Origin of the sequence: Exiguobacterium sp. HVEsp1 (genome assembly GCF_002009685.1) — a bacterium.
Taxonomy (GTDB): Bacteria; Bacillota; Bacilli; order Exiguobacteriales; family Exiguobacteriaceae; genus Exiguobacterium; species Exiguobacterium profundum.
Window position 1 is genome coordinate 1,296,427 of the sequence record NZ_KV917367.1, and the last position, 16,658, is coordinate 1,313,084.

General features: G+C 49.8%; 19 protein-coding genes. 18 read left to right on the plus strand and 1 reads right to left on the minus strand.

The annotated features are described in order from the left end of the window. Positions 1 to 23 precede the first annotated feature (23 nt). The 10 genes from BV910_RS06670 to BV910_RS14900 all read left to right on the plus strand — a co-directional run bounded on the left by BV910_RS06670 (position 24) and on the right by BV910_RS14900 (position 6,534). Complete coding sequence (locus BV910_RS06670; protein WP_078146746.1) at positions 24 to 1,298, plus strand: tetratricopeptide repeat protein; 1,275 nt, start codon at positions 24 to 26, stop codon at positions 1,296 to 1,298. A gap of 23 nt (positions 1,299 to 1,321) precedes the next feature. Continuing rightward, entirely contained in the window at positions 1,322 to 1,855 is a 534-nt protein-coding gene (locus BV910_RS06675) for a ReoY family proteolytic degradation factor (RefSeq protein ID WP_015881475.1), read from the plus strand. Positions 1,856 to 2,015: 160 nt separating this feature from the next. Then, positions 2,016 to 2,456, plus strand: coding sequence for a YpiF family protein (locus BV910_RS06680; protein ID WP_015881476.1), 441 nt, complete (start codon positions 2,016 to 2,018; stop codon positions 2,454 to 2,456). 110 nt (positions 2,457 to 2,566) lie between these two features. After that, the gene (locus tag BV910_RS06685) at positions 2,567 to 3,067 is read left to right on the plus strand and encodes a QcrA and Rieske domain-containing protein (protein ID WP_015881477.1); all 501 of its coding nucleotides are present in this window, start codon (positions 2,567 to 2,569) and stop codon (positions 3,065 to 3,067) included. 19 nt (positions 3,068 to 3,086) lie between these two features. Next, positions 3,087 to 3,758: a menaquinol-cytochrome c reductase cytochrome b subunit gene (gene qcrB / locus BV910_RS06690; protein ID WP_015881478.1), complete on the plus strand. Its 672-nt coding sequence runs from the start codon at positions 3,087 to 3,089 to the stop codon at positions 3,756 to 3,758. Between the two features lie 33 nt (positions 3,759 to 3,791). After that, positions 3,792 to 4,586, plus strand: coding sequence for a menaquinol-cytochrome c reductase cytochrome b/c subunit (locus BV910_RS06695; protein WP_015881479.1), 795 nt, complete (start codon positions 3,792 to 3,794; stop codon positions 4,584 to 4,586). 86 nt (positions 4,587 to 4,672) lie between these two features. Continuing rightward, on the plus strand, positions 4,673 to 5,290 hold the full coding sequence (locus BV910_RS06700) for a DUF1405 domain-containing protein (protein WP_078146747.1): 618 nt from the start codon (positions 4,673 to 4,675) through the stop codon (positions 5,288 to 5,290). Between the two features lie 38 nt (positions 5,291 to 5,328). Next, entirely contained in the window at positions 5,329 to 6,012 is a 684-nt protein-coding gene (locus BV910_RS06705) for a zinc metallopeptidase (protein ID WP_015881481.1), read from the plus strand. A 64-nt stretch (positions 6,013 to 6,076) separates the two neighbouring features. Continuing rightward, positions 6,077 to 6,406, plus strand: a complete 330-nt coding sequence (locus BV910_RS06710; RefSeq protein WP_240499809.1) for a GreA/GreB family elongation factor — start codon at positions 6,077 to 6,079, stop codon at positions 6,404 to 6,406. A 17-nt stretch (positions 6,407 to 6,423) separates the two neighbouring features. Beyond that, positions 6,424 to 6,534, plus strand: coding sequence for a GreA/GreB family elongation factor (locus tag BV910_RS14900; protein ID WP_240499810.1), 111 nt, complete (start codon positions 6,424 to 6,426; stop codon positions 6,532 to 6,534). 42 nt (positions 6,535 to 6,576) lie between these two features. Here the strand turns inward: BV910_RS14900 and BV910_RS06715 are convergent, their stop codons facing one another. Then, positions 6,577 to 7,452, minus strand: coding sequence for a YitT family protein (locus BV910_RS06715; protein WP_078146748.1), 876 nt, complete (start codon positions 7,450 to 7,452; stop codon positions 6,577 to 6,579). A 112-nt stretch (positions 7,453 to 7,564) separates the two neighbouring features. Here BV910_RS06715 and bshB1 point away from each other — a divergent pair, with 112 nt between their 5' ends. The 8 genes from bshB1 to dinG all read left to right on the plus strand — a co-directional run bounded on the left by bshB1 (position 7,565) and on the right by dinG (position 16,632). Beyond that, a complete protein-coding gene (bshB1, locus tag BV910_RS06720) occupies positions 7,565 to 8,248 on the plus strand; it encodes a bacillithiol biosynthesis deacetylase BshB1 (RefSeq protein WP_015881484.1) in 684 nt (227 codons plus the stop codon). Then, positions 8,245 to 9,366, plus strand: a complete 1,122-nt coding sequence (gene bshA, locus BV910_RS06725) for an N-acetyl-alpha-D-glucosaminyl L-malate synthase BshA (protein ID WP_078146749.1) — start codon at positions 8,245 to 8,247, stop codon at positions 9,364 to 9,366. Before bshB1 ends, bshA begins: the two co-directional genes overlap by 4 nt. Then, positions 9,363 to 10,502 (plus strand): CCA tRNA nucleotidyltransferase, encoded by a 1,140-nt coding sequence (locus BV910_RS06730; protein WP_078146750.1) that lies wholly within the window; start codon positions 9,363 to 9,365, stop codon positions 10,500 to 10,502. The genes bshA and BV910_RS06730 overlap by 4 nt, the downstream gene beginning before the upstream one ends. Beyond that, positions 10,475 to 11,437, plus strand: a complete 963-nt coding sequence (locus BV910_RS06735) for a biotin--[acetyl-CoA-carboxylase] ligase (RefSeq protein ID WP_078146751.1) — start codon at positions 10,475 to 10,477, stop codon at positions 11,435 to 11,437. The genes BV910_RS06730 and BV910_RS06735 overlap by 28 nt, the downstream gene beginning before the upstream one ends. A 225-nt stretch (positions 11,438 to 11,662) precedes the next feature. Then, positions 11,663 to 12,496: a 3-methyl-2-oxobutanoate hydroxymethyltransferase gene (gene panB, locus BV910_RS06740; protein WP_078146752.1), complete on the plus strand. Its 834-nt coding sequence runs from the start codon at positions 11,663 to 11,665 to the stop codon at positions 12,494 to 12,496. Further along, on the plus strand, positions 12,496 to 13,326 hold the full coding sequence (panC, locus tag BV910_RS06745; protein ID WP_078146753.1) for a pantoate--beta-alanine ligase: 831 nt from the start codon (positions 12,496 to 12,498) through the stop codon (positions 13,324 to 13,326). The genes panB and panC overlap by 1 nt, the downstream gene beginning before the upstream one ends. 5 nt (positions 13,327 to 13,331) lie before the next feature. Then, on the plus strand, positions 13,332 to 13,715 hold the full coding sequence (gene panD, locus BV910_RS06750; RefSeq protein WP_015881490.1) for an aspartate 1-decarboxylase: 384 nt from the start codon (positions 13,332 to 13,334) through the stop codon (positions 13,713 to 13,715). Between the two features lie 106 nt (positions 13,716 to 13,821). After that, positions 13,822 to 16,632, plus strand: a complete 2,811-nt coding sequence (gene dinG, locus BV910_RS06755; protein WP_078146754.1) for an ATP-dependent DNA helicase DinG — start codon at positions 13,822 to 13,824, stop codon at positions 16,630 to 16,632. Positions 16,633 to 16,658: the final 26 nt, after the last annotated feature.

Genomic DNA, 16,658 nt, shown 5'->3' on the forward strand with positions numbered 1-16,658 from the left:
ACCGAAGCCCAGGAGGACGAACCATGCTAGATGAATCAGCTTTAACACATATAATCGAGATGCTTGAGTCAGGTGAGACGGAACATGCACTCATGCATCTAGAAGAACTTGAGAAGGAAGGGTCGGATGATGACCGTTTAGCCATCGCCGACCTCTATTTAGAGTTAGGTCTTGCCGACCGGGCGACAGCTGTTCTCTCAAAGCTATACGTCGACTATGAGGGAGACCCGAATGTCGCCTTATCGCTGGCGGAAGCGTATTTAGATAGTGACCGTGAAGAGGAAGCGATTGCCGTGCTTGAAAAAATCAAATCGGATGACGCAGATACGCAAGTGAGGAGCCTCGTCCTCCTCGCTGACCTGTATCAATCGCAAGGATTGGATGAAGTGGCAGTGAAGAAACTGATGGAGGCGCTCGAGAAAAATCCGGATGAACCTTTACTCATCTATGGATTGGCTGAATTGTATGCCTCGACCGGTTCATTTGAACAAGCCATTCCACTTTATGCGCGTCTTCCGAAGATGAAGTTGCCGGCTGAAATCGACTATCAAGCGGATTACGCGGAGGCCCTCACGATGGTCGGATCGTTTGAAGAGGCGCTCGAGGAATACGAGCGGGCCACACATCGCGATTTGAACACCGTCTTCGGTCATGCGATGACGGCTCATCGGATCGGACGTGAGGAAGTTGCGATCAAGCAGTTCAAAGAGCTTCAGGCGATGGACCCAGACTTCACGTCGCTCTACTTGCCTTATACCGAGGCACTCGATGCAATCGGGCAAACGGAAGAGGCCATCGAGATCGTCGATCAAGGCATCACGCGCGACGATTATAATGATGAACTGCGGCACGTCAAAGCAAGGCTGCTTCTCAAACTCGGAAATCGGGACGGTGCCATTAAAGAACTGCGTGAGGCGCTCGTGTTAAATCCAGAATCGTTACAAGCGACAGAATTGCTCTTGTCGATTTTATTTGAATCAGGAGAATTCGATGACGTTCTCGAAACCATCGATGCACTCGAAGATCATACGACGTCGCCGCTCATGACATGGTACAAGGCGAAGGCGAAATATGAGCTCGAAGCGTATGACGAAGCGGTCAGTCTGTATGCCTCAATTGAGCCGATGATGAAAGAGGACGTGTCATTTGTGACGGAATGGGCTACACTGTTGATAGAGGAAGGTCGTAGACAAGATGCGCGACGTGTGGTCGAGCAATCGCTTGCATTGGTGGTCGATCTCGATGATCGCCAATTGCTCGAAGAACAGCTCGAACAATTGTCTGATGACGTAGAATGAATAAGGGAAGGGAATGAGGTCAGATGGTCGAGCGGAAACGTAATTTTTTGAAGCGATTCGTCGCTCATCATACGCTTCGGAAACGTGAAGCAAAGTGGATTCTTGACTATTGGTTAAGACATCCTGAAAAGCTTGGCAACGTTCATTTCGTGACAAACGCTTCAGTCTCACCACGAAGTCTCGTGATGACAGCGTACGGGTTTGACGGTGAACCGTTTCGATACCGACGGGGAGACCTTGTGACCATGAATCCTGAGAAGGCTTATCATGACATCCGTCTACACGATGGGCCAATCTATGTAGAGTTAAATTTTCAAGGCATGATGATCGATGAGAACTGGGTCGACATCGTCGAACAGAATCCGTTTGAACCAGTGGCAGAAGTGAGAGACGAAGTCTCTTCCTCTGCTCAAACGGTCATTCAAGCATCGGTTGCTCAATTTGAAGAAGAGCGATTGCTGATTGAAATCGATAAAGCGCTCGACCGACGAGACGAGAATTTATTCCGCAATCTGACGACTCAACTTCATCAAGTGCGAGCATCTAAATTATTTTGAAAAAAACAAGCGCTTCCGTTCCGGTAGGCGCTTGTTTTTTGGTATATTAATTACGTAGGAATACACATTTATTTCACAGTTCGTTCATAACTTTGAAAGGTGAGCGAAGTCATGTACGCTACAATAGACATGATGAGATATGAAGGAGAGGAGGGAAAAGATGAGGTTCGATAGTCAAGGGGCACTCCGCTCGATTGCCGAACGACAATACGTCGATACGCTCATCGTTCCGCTCGCAGAATTGGCGTTTGGTGAAGATATGGTTCGTAAAGCCGAAAGCTATGAAGTGATTCATGCCGTCACGGCTGAGACAGAACGTCAATTATCTGGTCGAACGATGCTCAGCCCGACCATCAGTTACACCGATGTGGAAGCTGGTGTGAAGTTGGCGCAGGATGTGGTGGCGAAAGCAAATTCATCCGGATTTTCTCACGTATTGTTTATCGCGTCAGACGTCCGTTTCAAAGCATTTGATTTGCCGGTTTTGTTCGTACCGCCGCTCGCGCTTGGATCGATGTCAAGCGATCAGGCGCACACGATGGTCCAGAATTTTGCGACGCAAGTCATCACGGAACTTTCGAGCCGTTGGATGGCGACATGAAGCGGTTGACGTAGAGGTTTTATTGATATACTATTTTGTTGAGTGAGAAATTTTTGTGAAGAATGCATAAAGAATTATGGGGTTATGCACACGAATGAGGGGGGAACGAAATGGCTCAAAATGGGTCAAAAGTCACGCGCCGTCAGTTCTTAACGTACACACTGACTGGAGTAGGTGGCTTTATGGCGGCAACATTGATCAGTCCGATGGTCAACTTTGCGATCGATCCGGTTTTGAAAAAATCCGGTGCAGGCGACAAAGTAAAAGTAATGAGTCTTGATGACATCACGACTGAGCCGCAACGTGTCGACTTTAAGAAACAAACACAAGATGCTTGGTATGAATTTGAAGAAACGCTTTCAGCATGGGTTTACAAAACAGATAGTGGCGAGATTGTCGCGCTTTCTCCGATTTGTACACACCTAGGTTGTCAGGTAGCCTACGCTGGTGACCCGACTCGTCCAACAGAATTCTTCTGTCCATGTCACTTGGGACGTTATGAAAAAGATGGAACGAACATCCCAGGTACACCACCGACAGCACCACTTGCACGTTATGAAAAAGAAGAAAAAGACGGCTTCCTATATTTAGGTAGTCCAGTCGCTCAGTAATGAGAGGGGGAACTAGCCGATGTTACAAAAAATTTATGACTGGGTCGATGAACGCGTAGACATCACACCGCTCTGGCGCGATATCGCAGACCATGAAGTACCGGAACACGTCAACCCTGCTCATCACTTCTCTGCATTTGTCTATTGTTTTGGCGGTTTGACGTTCTTTACAATCGTCATCCAGATCCTTTCAGGGATGTTCTTGACGATGTATTACGTACCAGATATCATCAACGCGCACGCGTCGGTGTATTATTTGCAAAATGAGATCGCGCACGGACAAATCGTTCGTGGGATGCACCACTGGGGCGCATCTGTAGCCATCGTCATGTTATTCTTACATACGCTCCGCGTGTTCTTCACAGGATCGTATAAGAAGCCGCGTGAGCTCAACTGGGTCGTCGGTGTTCTCTTGTTCTTCGTCGTCTTGGCGCTCGGACTCACAGGATACTTGCTTCCATGGGACATGAAGGCATTGTTCGCAACAAAAGTTACGCTTCAAATCGCTGAAAGTGTACCGGTTATCGGTGGTATTGCGAAGACACTTCTCGCTGGTGGTGAGATTGTCGGGGCGAGCACACTCGCACGATTCTTCGCAATTCACGTCTTCTTCTTACCGGCGGCATTGTTCGGACTGTTGGGAGCCCACTTCTTGATGATTCGTAAACAAGGGGTTTCTGGACCGCTATAAGCCGATTCGAGGAGAAAAAGGAGGAGAAACGATATGCATCGCGGTAAAGGGATGAAATTTGTAACCGACTCTCGAGTAGGAATCTCGAATCGGAAACAAAACATTGCAAAAGACTATTCAGAATACCCAGGACGCACAGAGGCGTTCTGGCCGAACTTCTTGCTCAAAGAGTGGATGGTAGGGTCGGTCTTCTTGATCGGATTCATCGCTTTGACAATTGTCGAGGCACCACCGCTTCAAAATATCGCCGATCCAACGAACACGTCATACATTCCGTTGCCGGACTGGTATTTCTTGTTCTTGTATCAATTACTCAAATATCAATTCGCTGCTGGGGACTGGATCTTACTCGGCACAGTCATTATTCCAGGTTTGGCGTTCACGGCACTTCTCGTTGCACCATGGCTTGACCAAGGTCTTGAGCGTCGACCGGCGAAACGACCAGTCGCGATCAGTTTCATGTTACTTGGAATTCTCTCGGTCTTCTACTTGACTTGGGAATCTGTTCAAACGACACACTGGGATCAAGTCCATGCACAAGGTGAGCTTCAAATTCCAGGTGAAGGTCCTGAAATCGATACAGCGGCTCCAGGATATGAGATTTATTCGGCTCAATCTTGCGTCAACTGTCACGGTCAAAACCTAGAAGGTGGAGCAGCGGCTCCAGCACTCGTCGGAACGCAGTATACGGCCGAAGAGATCGCGGAAATCGCGGTCAACGGTGTCGGTACGATGCCAGCTGGTCAGTGGGACGGTTCAGATGAAGATCTCCAAGCCATGTCTGAGTTCATCGCTTCATACGGTGAAGGCGGCGAAAATAACAAGTAAGTCTTCAAGTGTAGCCTGGATATCGGGCTACACTTTTTTACTTCTGCACGACGCATACGATAAACTGAAGAAAAAGGATTGAGATAATGAACCCCATGTTTTTAAAACCGTTCTTGATGCATCGGATTGTACTGACTGTTTTATTGCTCATCAACTTGGGAGGGACGATTTACGGATATATCTGGTATGAGCCTCAATTGCGTGACACACCGTACATCTATTGGCTGTTCGTACCGGATAGTCCGACGGCATCATTTTTCTTTACGATTGTTCTCGGACTTTGGTTAGCTAACAAGCGCTCCCCGTTGTTCGAGACACTCGCCTTCATCACGTTGGTCAAATACGGGGTCTGGGCCGTAATCATGAACATCATGTATCTCGGTACGTTACCACCGGATGCGCCGACCTTGACCATCTTGATGGCTGTCATGTTGATGGTCTCTCATGGTGCGATGGCGCTTCAAGCACTCATCTACGCACCATTCATGAAATGGACCATTACTTCGTTTGTCTGTTCATTGATTTGGGTAATTCATAATGACGTCGTCGATTATGTGCTCGGTCAATGGCCGCGCTATCCGTCACTCGCGGAACATATCATGTGGATCGGCTACGGCTCTTTCTGGTTGACCGGATTATGTTTTTTTATGGGATATGCGTTCGTACTACGCCCATCGCTTGAAAATAAGGTCATAAGAATGTAAAATCAAATTATCAAATACATGCAGAGGTGAAATAGAAAATGTCATTAGGTGGCTATATTTTCTATCTTGCACTGATCATGCTCATCCCCTTATGGGCCCAGATGCGAGTGAAAAGTACGTATAAGCAGTTTTTGAAACAACCGCTCCAAAGCGGTGTCACAGGTGCACAGGTCGCTGATTTCATCATGAAACAAAACGGTGTGCACAACGTGAGAATCGAAATGGTCGATGGACTCATGAGCGACCACTATGACCCGGTCAATAAAGTCGTTCGTTTGTCTCGCGAAGTGTATCAAGGGTCGACAATCTCGTCTGCCGCGATCGCTGCGCACGAGATCGGTCACGTCATTCAAGATGCGACAGACTATAAGATGATGCGCGTCCGCCATAGTCTTGTTCCGGTCGTCAACATCACGTCGAACTTGTCTTTCCCATTGTTGCTCGGTGGTTTCTTATTCGGGGCACTCGGGTTGGCTCAACTCGGTGTCATCATGATGCTCGGGGCGGTCGTGTTCCAGTTGATCACGTTACCGGTCGAGTTCGATGCATCGAAACGAGCGATGGCGCAATTGACGTCTCACGGAATCGTGACGGCGACAGAAGAGACTGGTGCACGTAAAGTGTTGAATGCCGCGGCTTGGACTTACGTCGCTGCAACGCTCGTTGCGGTTGCCGAACTTATTCGTTTGGCACTCATCGTCTTTATGCCACGTGAGGAATAGGATTGAATGGAATCCCGTCGGTAGGCGGGATTTTTTTATTTTTTGTTGAAAGTAAATGTTGTCAATGAAACCGAAGCTGACCGAGACGGGTCATCACCAATTGACAAATCGACTTGCGATGCTAAGAAGAGAGCGGACGGATGCGCGTGAACGGTTGCGGACAGCTCGAAAGTTTTGTGATTTCCGCGAAGACGTCACCTATCGTGAAGCGGTACATGAATATGAACGGATCGAGGCGGATATATTAGAACTGAATCGCCTCCTTGACGACGCGACCATCGTCGAATCCGTTCAGTCGGAAGTCGTGACGTTCGGAAATCAGGTCGTGATTCGGGAAATGCAACAAGAAGAGACCGAGCGCTATCGAATCGTGAGTGAGGTAGAAGCGGTCTAGAACGAGGAAGCATCTCCGTGACATCGCCACTCGGTCGTCGTTTGATGGGTGCGACAATGGGGCAAACAATTCAAATCGAAACGCCAGGAGGTACGATTCAAGTCGAGGTGCTCCACATCGAACCATAAAAAATCACCCGTTCATCCCTGTGAACGAGGCGATTTTTTTGCTTATTTCAAAGGCATCCGATTTTCATCGAACGTAAACCCTTCGCCCCCGACTTCATACACGTGATGGAACGTGACGAACGCATGCGGGTCGATCTGTTTGACGATTGTCTTCAAACGGTTCACTTCGTTACGGCCGACGACGACATATAAGACCTCGAGTTCTCGGTTCGAATAACCGCCTTTCGCGAGCAGTCGGGTCGTGCCCCGGTTCATCGTCGCATGAATACCGTCGGCGATAGCAGTGCGGTGGTCACTGATGATCATCGCCGCTTTACCGGCATACGTTCCTTCTTGCATCGAGTCGATGACGCGTGCCCCGATATAGACGGCGAGGAGTGTGTACATCGCCTCACGAATGTCGAGGTATGTCAAACTGAGGACGATGACAAAGAAGTCAAAGATGAGAAACGTCTTCCCAATCGACCAGCCGATATAGCGTTGTACGAGTCGCGCGATGATATCGACGCCGCCCGTCGTCCCGCCATTGTTAAAGATGATGCCAAGACCGACTCCGATGAAGAGACCGGCGAACAAACTGGCGAGCACCATGTCATCCTTCAAGTCGATGACGAGCGTCGAATACTTGGCGATGAGTGCGTACCAAAGTGAAAAGGAGAACGTCCCGATTAGTGTATAAACGAAAGTCGTTCGACCTAACAACTTGTAACTCATGAAAAAGAGCGGGATGTTTAGTGCCAAGTTCGTGACAGAAGGTGAGATATCAAATAGTCCGCGGAGAATCAATGTGATCCCGGTGAACCCACCCTCGGCCAAATTGTTTTGGACGTTGAAGTGATAAACGCCGAATGCAAAAATAAAAGAACCTATTAAGATAAAAATAATATTTCGAACACGAATCGGTAATTGTACCGTCATCAGGTTCACCTCCCCTTAGATAGAGTACTCGAAAAACAGTTCGATTGACTACCCTGAACATATGACATTCAGAAACGAGTCGGCTATACTTTTCAAAGAAGAGGTGATGTAGATGAAAGTAGTAGCCATCGGGGCACATCCGGACGATATCGAAATCGGGATCGCCGGCATGACCGCCCAATGGACGAAAGAGAAGACTGAGGTCGTGTACGTCGATTTGACGAGAGCGGAACTTTCTTCAAATGGTGATGTAGAAACGAGACGACAGGAGGCAAGTGCGGCTGATGACGTGCTTGGTGTCCGTCGAATCAATCTAGGATTTAAAGACCGGGGGATTGACGGGGGAGAAGAGCAGCTCGAGGCAATCGTTTCCTTGATTCGCCGTGAGCGCCCAACCCACTTACTCTATCCATATGAGGTCGACCGCCATCCGGACCATGCGGCCTGCGCCCATCTCGTGACAGAGGCGCTGTTTAATGCCGGGATTCGGAAGTACTTACCCGAACTCGAGGCATATCGTCCGGAAAGTGTGTACCAATATATGATCAATGCTCACGTCGAACCGGATGTGTGCGTGGATATTAGTGACACGATCGAAGTGAAGACACGGGCGCTTCAATGTTACGCGAGTCAGTTCACCCCCGTCGATGGGGTGAAGACACCGCTCACCGATGCGTACGTGGAACGGGTCATCGCCCGTGAACGCCATTTTGGGAGCTTGATTGGCGTCGCTTATGCGGAAGGCTTGAAGCGCGTTCGACCGTATGTCGTAAAACAGGCAGGTGAGCTCGCATGACATATCGGATTGGGATTCTGTGTTATCCATCGGTCGGAGGCTCTGGGATATTGGCGACAGAGCTCGGCATGAAGCTTGCGGACCGAGGACATGACGTTCATTTCATTACGAGCAGCATGCCGTTTCGTTTGAACGCCTATCACCCGAATATCACGTTCCATCAAGTCGAAATCAATCAATATTCGGTCTTTCGGTATCCGCCGTACGACATGACGCTCTCAGCGAAAATCGCGAGCGTCATCCAATCGTTCGGGCTTGATGTCATCCATGCACACTATGCCGTACCGCATGCCGTTTGTGCCGCGCTTGGTCGCGAGATGGCGGGAGTGAAGACTCCGATCGTGTCGACGTTACACGGGACCGATATTACCGTGCTCGGTGAGGACGAGGAACTGAAACCGGCCATTCTTTATGGATTGCGCCAATCGAACGCGATCACGGCGGTCTCGCATAGTTTGAAACGAGAGACAGAAGAGCGGATTGCCAGTGATTTACCGATCCAAGTCATCCATAACTTCATCGATGAATCGGTGTATACGCCTCAACTCGACCCGACACTCCGGGAACGGTACGGCTTGTCGGATGAGGACCGGGTCGCCATCCACATTTCAAACTTCCGTCCTGTCAAACGCGTCGACCTCGTCCTTGAGGCGTTCGATCAGATGGATGTTCCGAATAAGAAACTATTGCTCGTCGGAGACGGTCCGCTCATGGGTGCGATGCGTCGACTCGTGACGGAAATGGGGCTTGAAGAGCAGGTCATTTTTGCCGGGAAACAAGAACAAGTCGCCGCACTTCTGGCAATCAGTGACGTTCACGTCCTGTTATCAGACAAGGAGGCGTTCGGTCTCGTAGCGCTCGAGGCAATGGCGACAGGTGTGCCCTCTGTCGTGAGCGATGCGGGCGGGCTACCTGAAGTGATCACGGACGGTGAGGACGGTTTCGTCGTTCCAAAAGGGGATGCGAGCCAGGCCGCCTCTGCGATGGAGCGGCTCTTGACCAATCGTTCGCTACGAGAACGGTTCCGACAAAATGGATTGGTGAAATCCCGGCGTTTCGCCTCACATGACATCGTGACCGAATATGAGCGCTTGTATGAACAGGTGGTGACATCATGACAGAATGGGAATACGCAAAACAAATCATCGACACCATCGAACAGCATGGGGGCGAGGCGTATATCGTCGGTGGTGCTGTTCGGGATTACGTGCTCGGGAGTCTGCCCGATGATATCGATTTGGCGACGTCCCTCTTCCCGGAGGAGGTGATGGCGCTGTTCCCGAAGTCGGTTCCGACCGGTATTGAACATGGGACCGTCACGGTCATTCTCGACCACCATCCGTTCGAAGTGACGACATTCCGTTCAGAAGGGTCATATTCGGATTCGAGACGACCGGACCATGTCGCACTCGGGGTGTCGCTTGAAGAGGATCTATTACGAAGGGACTTCACGATGAACGCGATGGCGTTCCATGATGGGCGAGTGGTCGATTTATTCGGTGGCCAACATGATTTAGAGGAACGAATCATCCGAACAGTCGGCAGTCCGTTTGAACGGTTCGGAGAGGACGCGCTTCGCATCATGCGCGCGCTTCGCTTCATGTCACAGCTCGACTTCACCTTACATGACGAGTTGCGGGAAGCGGCGAGCGGGCTCGGTCATAAGCTCGAACAGATTGCGATGGAGCGTATCGCAATCGAATTCGAGAAACTGTTGACGGGACCTGCGTATAAGAAAGCACTAGGTGAGATGGTCGAGCTCGGCATTCATCGTCATTTACCAAACGTGACGACCGAACTGATGCAGCGTGTCCAAGAGGACAATCGGACCCCTGTGAACGCGGTCAGCGGGTGGGCACTCTTTCTCTATCATGCACAGGATGACGGCTGGCTATCGCCATGGAAACGGTCGAACGCCATCAAACGGGAGGCACGCACACTTGCACAGCTCTGTGAGACAGGGCTTGACCGGATGACGATTTATGCGACGGATGAACAGACGCTCTCCACTTATTTCCGAATGAACGGGGAGAGAGACCGAAGCCGTGAACTGAAACAGTCGCTCCCGATGACGTCACGGAAAGAGTTAAAGTTTAACGGCCGGGACGCCTTAGCGCTCGGGGCACGAGGGGAAGCGATCAAGCATCTGTTAGCCGACCTCGAACGACGCGTCATCTTAAACGAGTTACCGAACCATGAGACAGTATTGAAAGAGGAGGCGAAACGATGGCTTCAACGCGCGGGCGTGTTCTGACGCTATTACAAGATGGTGAAGTATGGAGTGGCCAAGAGTTGGCCCGTCAATTAAATATTTCACGTACCGCTATTTGGAAACATATCGAAACGCTTAAGCAAGACGGTTATGCGATTCATACGATCCCAAGAAAAGGATACCAATTGCTTGAGCAAAGTGACCGATTCGATGAACCGGCGTTTGCGTCATATCGGAAGGGACGGTTCGGTCAAATCGTCCATGCGTTTGACCAAATCGACACGACACAACGAATCGCCCATGAGCTGGCGCAACAACACGTGCCGGAGGGGACGCTCGTCATGAGCGAGGAACAGACGGCAGGGCGCGGACAACTCGGTCGCAATTGGTACAATCCGAAGCACGTCAATATCGCGGCAAGTGTGATTTTAAGGCCGGAGTTGCCCATTCGCGACGCATCAAAGCTTACCTTGATGGCGGCGAGTGCGTTTGCGAAAGCGTTGAATGCACGTGACCTTGACGTGACCATCAAATGGCCAAACGATTTACTGCTAAATGGCAAGAAAATCGGAGGCATTCTGACAGAAATGCAAACGGAAGGTGACCGCATCCAAGCCGTCATTTTAGGGTTTGGAATGAATGTCAACGGCGATGACATTCCGACGGAGTTGGCGCACCGGGCGACCTCCCTGTATTTAGAGACCGGGACGCGGTATCATCGCAGTGAGTTATTGGCAGAACTGTTGGCAGAACTCGAGACCGAATACGATCGGTTCCTTGACGTGGGATTTGCGCCCGTTCGCTTGAACTGGATGAAACATGCCGCCTATTTAAATGAGTCGGTCACCTTGAGTGGGTCCCGGACGTCGCGAACAGGTGTCATGCGTGGCATCTCGGACGAGGGGGCGTTGCTACTCGAAGTGGATGGAACGGTCGAACCGGTCTATTCTGCTGAGATTGCAGTGTGGAATGATTGATGAAAGCGAGACCATCGACTATACTTAATGTGTCGGACGCTATCAATTTTTGAAGTGTACCGCGCTTGCAGACTGTCACATTCAGTTGTCTGCCTTGATCATTATGACAGGGACAGAAGGACACTAACTCATGAAAACCATGAAATTGTTTTTCGTGCGCCTTCTTGCCATCTGTGTAAGAGGGCGTTTATTCTTTCCTGTCTCCACGTTTAGGAGGAGAAACAGATGCACACGATGACTACATTGTTAAAAAAGATGAACGAGCAGGAAAAGCTCGTCATGTTGACGGCGTATGATTATCCGTCAGCCAAACTTGCTGAATCGGCAGGGGTCGATTTGATTTTAGTAGGTGATTCACTCGGAATGGTCGTCCTTGGTTATGATTCGACGATTCCAGTGACGATGGAGGACATGCTTCATCATTCGAAAGCCGTACGCCGAGGAGCACAACATACGTTCGTTGTGGTGGATATGCCGTTTGCGTCATATCACGGAGACTTCGATCGAACGTTACAGGCAGCATCGCGCTTATTCCAAGAAGGTCGTGCGGACGCCATTAAACTAGAAGGGGCCGGTGACGTGCTTCAGACGATTGAGCGTTTGACACAAGTCGGCATGCCATGTGTCGCCCATTTAGGGTTGACCCCTCAATCGGTTGGCGTCCTAGAAGGATATAAAGTACAAGGGAAATCCCTTGAGGCTGCCGAGACACTCCTTCAAGACAGCTTGGCTGCGGAGCGTGCTGGTGCGAAGATGCTCGTCCTTGAGTGTGTCCCTCATCAATTGGCAAAACGGATCGCAGAAGAGCTGACGATTCCGGTCATCGGAATCGGTGCAGGTGCAGATGTTGACGGCCAAGTGCTCGTCTATCATGACTTATTGAAATATGGGGTGGACCGTCTCCCTAAATTTGTCCAAGCGTATGCAGACGTGAATGAAGTGGCGACGGATGCCATCCGCTCTTATGTCGAAGAGACGAAGAACGGTCACTTCCCACAAGAACGTCATACGTTCACAATGGATGAGTCGTTGCTCGACTCGTTGTATGGAGGAAAATGATGAAGATTGTATCGACCGTCGAAGAATTACGCAGTGCTTTACCAACGGATCAAACGATTGGGTTCGTGCCGACGATGGGATATTTGCATGAAGGACATATGAGCCTCGTTGAAAACGCGCGACGGGAAAATGACGTCGCCGTCATGAGTATTTTTGTCAATCCGACACAGTTCGGACCGAATGAAGATCTCGACCGTTATCCCCGCGACTTTGAACGGGATGAGAAGTTGGCACGTGAAGCGGGAGTCGATGTCCTGTTCTATCCGACGACGGAGACGATGTATCCCCTTGATATGGCGCGAGTGACCGTTCGTCACGGGGCGGACGTATTATGTGGGGCGAGTCGTCCCGGCCATTTTGATGGGGTGTTGACAATCGTCTCGAAATTATTTAACCTTGTTCAACCGACACGCGCTTATTTCGGTCTAAAGGATGCCCAACAAGTGGCATTGATTGAAGGATATGTCCGAGATTATTTCGTACCGGTAGAGATTCGACGCTGCCCGATTATTCGTGAGGAGACAGGACTAGCCAAATCTTCTCGAAACGTCTACCTGTCAGATGTCGAAACGGTAGAGGCGAGTCGAATCTTCAGCACATTGACGATGGCGCGAGAGGCACTCGATGCAGGTCAACAAGTTGATGAAGTAAAACGACAGCTGACTGAACGTTTGAACGAGATTCCGAACAGTCAAATCGATTACGTCGAGCTTGTCGATTACCCGACGCTCGGTGCCGTCTCGAGCGACTCGACTGAACTCTTGTTAGCGGTGGCCATTCAGTTTGAACGGGCCCGATTGATTGATAATGTGATTTGGAAGAAGGGATGAATCCAATGATTCGTACATTTATGCACGCAAAGCTTCATAAAGCAACAGTGACAGAAGCAAACTTACACTACGTCGGTTCGATTACAATCGATGAGGATTTGATGGATGCGGTCGGCATCATGGAGAATGAACATGTACACATTACGAACAACCATAATGGTGCTCGCATCGAGACGTATGTCATCAAAGGGGAACGTGGGTCAGGCGTGATTTGTTTGAACGGTGCGGCAGCACGTCATTTCCAGGTCGGTGATGTGGTCATCATCATGGCGTACGGTCAAATGACAGCGGAAGAGGCGAAAACGCATCGTCCAAAAGTAGCCGTGTTGAACGAACAAAATGAGGTCGATCAACTTCTTTACGAAGAGATTGCTCATACAATTTTGTGAAGGATTCGGGGGTGTCGACAGAGGCATCCCCGTTTTTTCGTTATTCGTTCTATGGTAAGATGAGACAGACAGAAAGCACGAGCGTGCCAAAGATGGGATGGATGTTATGGACACGTATGTGATTGTGGATTTAGAGACAACGGGTCATTCCGTTAAGTCCGGAGATGAATTGATTGAGTTTGCGGCGGTCGTCGTACAAGAGGGCGAAGTGATTGAACGCTACAGCACCTTGATTCGACCGAGTCGACCAATCCCACCTTTTATTACGCAATTGACAACGATTAGTGACGAAGATGTAAGTGACGCACCTACATTTGAAGATGTGATTCCCGACATTTGGAAAATGCTGGATGGACGGGTATTTGTCGCGCATAACGTCGCATTTGATTTAACTTTTCTAAACGAGAGTCTTGAACAAGCGGGTTACCTTGCGTTTCAAGGGAGAGCTATTGATACAGTCGAATTGGCCCGTATCCTGTATCCGACTTTAGAGAGCCATGCGTTAGAAGCGCTATCGGATACGTTTGACCTCGTACATACAGACGCACATCGGGCACTCAGTGATGCAGAGGCGACGGCAGAGCTCTTCATCCGGATGCTCGACCGTTTGCGCGATTTACCGATGGTGACGCTGAAACGACTTCGAGAGTTATCAGAATCATGGACGAGTCATATCGAACCGTTACTCGATGAGATCATCCTTGAGGTTGGGATTCGTCCAGACGACGAAACCCGTTTTGATATCCACCGCAAAATTGCGTTACGACGACCGGTAGATGCGTTCGTCCCGGCGACAGAACGTGAACCGTTCGAGCCGTTCCATTTGCGGACGATTGAAGAGACGCTCCCTTCACTGTTTGATCAGTTTGAACCGAGACAGAGTCAATTCGAAATGATGCGTCACGTCTATAAAGCGTTAGACGATGAGGAAACATTGTTAGTCGAGGCGGGTACGGGAACGGGTAAGACGCTTGCGTACTTGATTCCGAGTGCCCACCATGCCCTCGAGACGAAACGCCCGGTCGTCATTAGTACGCATACCATTCAATTGCAAGAACAGTTGTTAAATCGAGACTTGCCTGTTCTTCGTCAGATTTTTCCTGAGATTGAATTCACGTTGTTGAAAGGAAGACGCAATTATATCGATTTACGCAAGTTCGAGATGGTGCTCGACGAATCGAATGATGGTCTTTTGGCATCGATGTGTAAAGCGATGGTGCTCGTCTGGCTCACTGAGACCGAGACCGGGGACTTAGAGGAACTTTCATTTCCGGGCTCAGCGACACAAGGACCCGCTTCGTTCAAGCGTTTGATTCAAGCAGATGCTTCAAGTGATTTTGGACGGTTCGATCCGTGGTATAGCCGTGACTTTTTCACGAAAGCCGTGTTGCGCTCGAAAGAAGCGGACCTGATTGTGACCAATCATGCCTTACTGTTCTCGGACTTACAGCATCAGGCAGGCATTTTACCGACGGACACGCCTCTCGTATTAGATGAGGCCCATCAAGTCGAAGAAGTGGCCTCTCATCATTTCGGTGTGACATTTGATGCGATTCAATTTGACCGTCTCTTCAAATGGTTCGGCTACGGAGCGGATGGCAAATTCCATTCTCGCATTATCCAGCTAGCCGATTTGACATCTGTAACCGAAGAGGCAGAGGCATTCAGTCAACAGATCGATTCGGCCCTTGCTCGGGTCGAAGAAGAACTCGAAGATCTTCTGACGTCCCTTCAATCGTTAGGTAAGAAAAAAGAACCTCGACAAACGGTTCGTTTCGAACGGGAAGGGGTAACGTTTAGACCAATTCGAGAAGTGGCCAATCGACTCGAGGACAAACTACGGACGTTGCGGACGTCACTCCGACATCTTCATCGCCTGCTCGATGAACGTAAAGAACATATGACGTTCAAACAGCGCGCCCTTCTCGGTGATTTAAAAACGTTGATTGGAGACGTGCGCGAACTCGAGAGTGTCATCTATGAGACGATGCTGACGCGTGACGATGATGTGGTCAGCTGGGTCGAACTGAATTTAGGAAATCGGAAATTAACCTCGGTGTACACGCAACCGGTCGAAATCGGACCTCTGTTGCATGAACGTCTGTTTAAGAAGCGACCGACAATCTTAACATCAGCGACGATGACGGTCTCAGGGAAGTTCAGCTTTATGGAACGACGCCTCGGATTAGAAGGAGAACCGGTCCGAAGAGTCGTCTTACCGTCGCCATTCAACTTCAAAGAACAGGCCAAACTGTTTGTACCGTCGGACTTCCCGTTGATTAATGAAGTGCCGCTCCCTCAGTTCGTCGACCAGACAGCCCAGTCGATTGTCCAAATCGCGAACGTGACGAAAGGAAGGATGCTCGTCTTGTTCACATCGAACGAATTGCTTCGACTCACTTATGAACAAGTGAAAGATCACCTTGATCCGTCTTATACACTTCTCGCACAAGGTGTGAGCGGTGGCTCACGTAGCCGCTTGACGAAACAGTTCAAACGGATGGAACAGTCGATTCTCTTTGGAACAGCTAGCTTTTGGGAAGGTGTCGATATTCCGGGGGAGGCGTTGACATGCCTTGTCATTGTAAGACTTCCCTTCGCACCGCCCGACCAGCCCATCATGCAAGCTCGTTCTGAGAAAATTGAAGCGATGGGGAAATCACCGTTCTTTGAGTTATCCTTGCCCCAAGCGGTCATTCGCTTCAAACAAGGTGTCGGTCGATTGATTCGATCGAAAGGGGATTATGGTGCCGTCTTCGTGTTCGACCGGCGTGTGGAGACGACGCGTTACGGCAAACAGTTCATCAACAGCTTGCCTAAAGTTGACCGGATTGAAGGAACGCTTGAAACGTCGTTATCCGAGTTAGAGTTGTTCTTAGACGAGAAGGAAAAGTCTGTGGCACGAAATGACAGATAACGCTAGGCATCACGATATTATCGTTT

Bases quoted from the DNA above. Each gene is read 5' to 3' on its own strand.
- BV910_RS06670 (WP_078146746.1), top strand. From the start codon at position 24: ATGCTAGATGAATCAGCTTTAACACATATAATCGAGATGCTTGAGTCA.
- BV910_RS06675 (WP_015881475.1), top strand. From the start codon at position 1,322: ATGGTCGAGCGGAAACGTAATTTTTTGAAGCGATTCGTCGCTCATCAT.
- BV910_RS06680 (WP_015881476.1), top strand. From the start codon at position 2,016: ATGAGGTTCGATAGTCAAGGGGCACTCCGCTCGATTGCCGAACGACAA.
- BV910_RS06685 (WP_015881477.1), top strand. From the start codon at position 2,567: ATGGCTCAAAATGGGTCAAAAGTCACGCGCCGTCAGTTCTTAACGTAC.
- qcrB (WP_015881478.1), top strand. From the start codon at position 3,087: ATGTTACAAAAAATTTATGACTGGGTCGATGAACGCGTAGACATCACA.
- BV910_RS06695 (WP_015881479.1), top strand. From the start codon at position 3,792: ATGCATCGCGGTAAAGGGATGAAATTTGTAACCGACTCTCGAGTAGGA.
- BV910_RS06700 (WP_078146747.1), top strand. From the start codon at position 4,673: ATGAACCCCATGTTTTTAAAACCGTTCTTGATGCATCGGATTGTACTG.
- BV910_RS06705 (WP_015881481.1), top strand. From the start codon at position 5,329: ATGTCATTAGGTGGCTATATTTTCTATCTTGCACTGATCATGCTCATC.
- BV910_RS06710 (WP_240499809.1), top strand. From the start codon at position 6,077: ATGAAACCGAAGCTGACCGAGACGGGTCATCACCAATTGACAAATCGA.
- BV910_RS06715 (WP_078146748.1), bottom strand. From the start codon at position 7,452: ATGACGGTACAATTACCGATTCGTGTTCGAAATATTATTTTTATCTTA.
- bshB1 (WP_015881484.1), top strand. From the start codon at position 7,565: ATGAAAGTAGTAGCCATCGGGGCACATCCGGACGATATCGAAATCGGG.
- bshA (WP_078146749.1), top strand. From the start codon at position 8,245: ATGACATATCGGATTGGGATTCTGTGTTATCCATCGGTCGGAGGCTCT.
- BV910_RS06730 (WP_078146750.1), top strand. From the start codon at position 9,363: ATGACAGAATGGGAATACGCAAAACAAATCATCGACACCATCGAACAG.
- BV910_RS06735 (WP_078146751.1), top strand. From the start codon at position 10,475: ATGGCTTCAACGCGCGGGCGTGTTCTGACGCTATTACAAGATGGTGAA.
- panB (WP_078146752.1), top strand. From the start codon at position 11,663: ATGCACACGATGACTACATTGTTAAAAAAGATGAACGAGCAGGAAAAG.
- panC (WP_078146753.1), top strand. From the start codon at position 12,496: ATGAAGATTGTATCGACCGTCGAAGAATTACGCAGTGCTTTACCAACG.
- panD (WP_015881490.1), top strand. From the start codon at position 13,332: ATGATTCGTACATTTATGCACGCAAAGCTTCATAAAGCAACAGTGACA.
- dinG (WP_078146754.1), top strand. From the start codon at position 13,822: ATGGACACGTATGTGATTGTGGATTTAGAGACAACGGGTCATTCCGTT.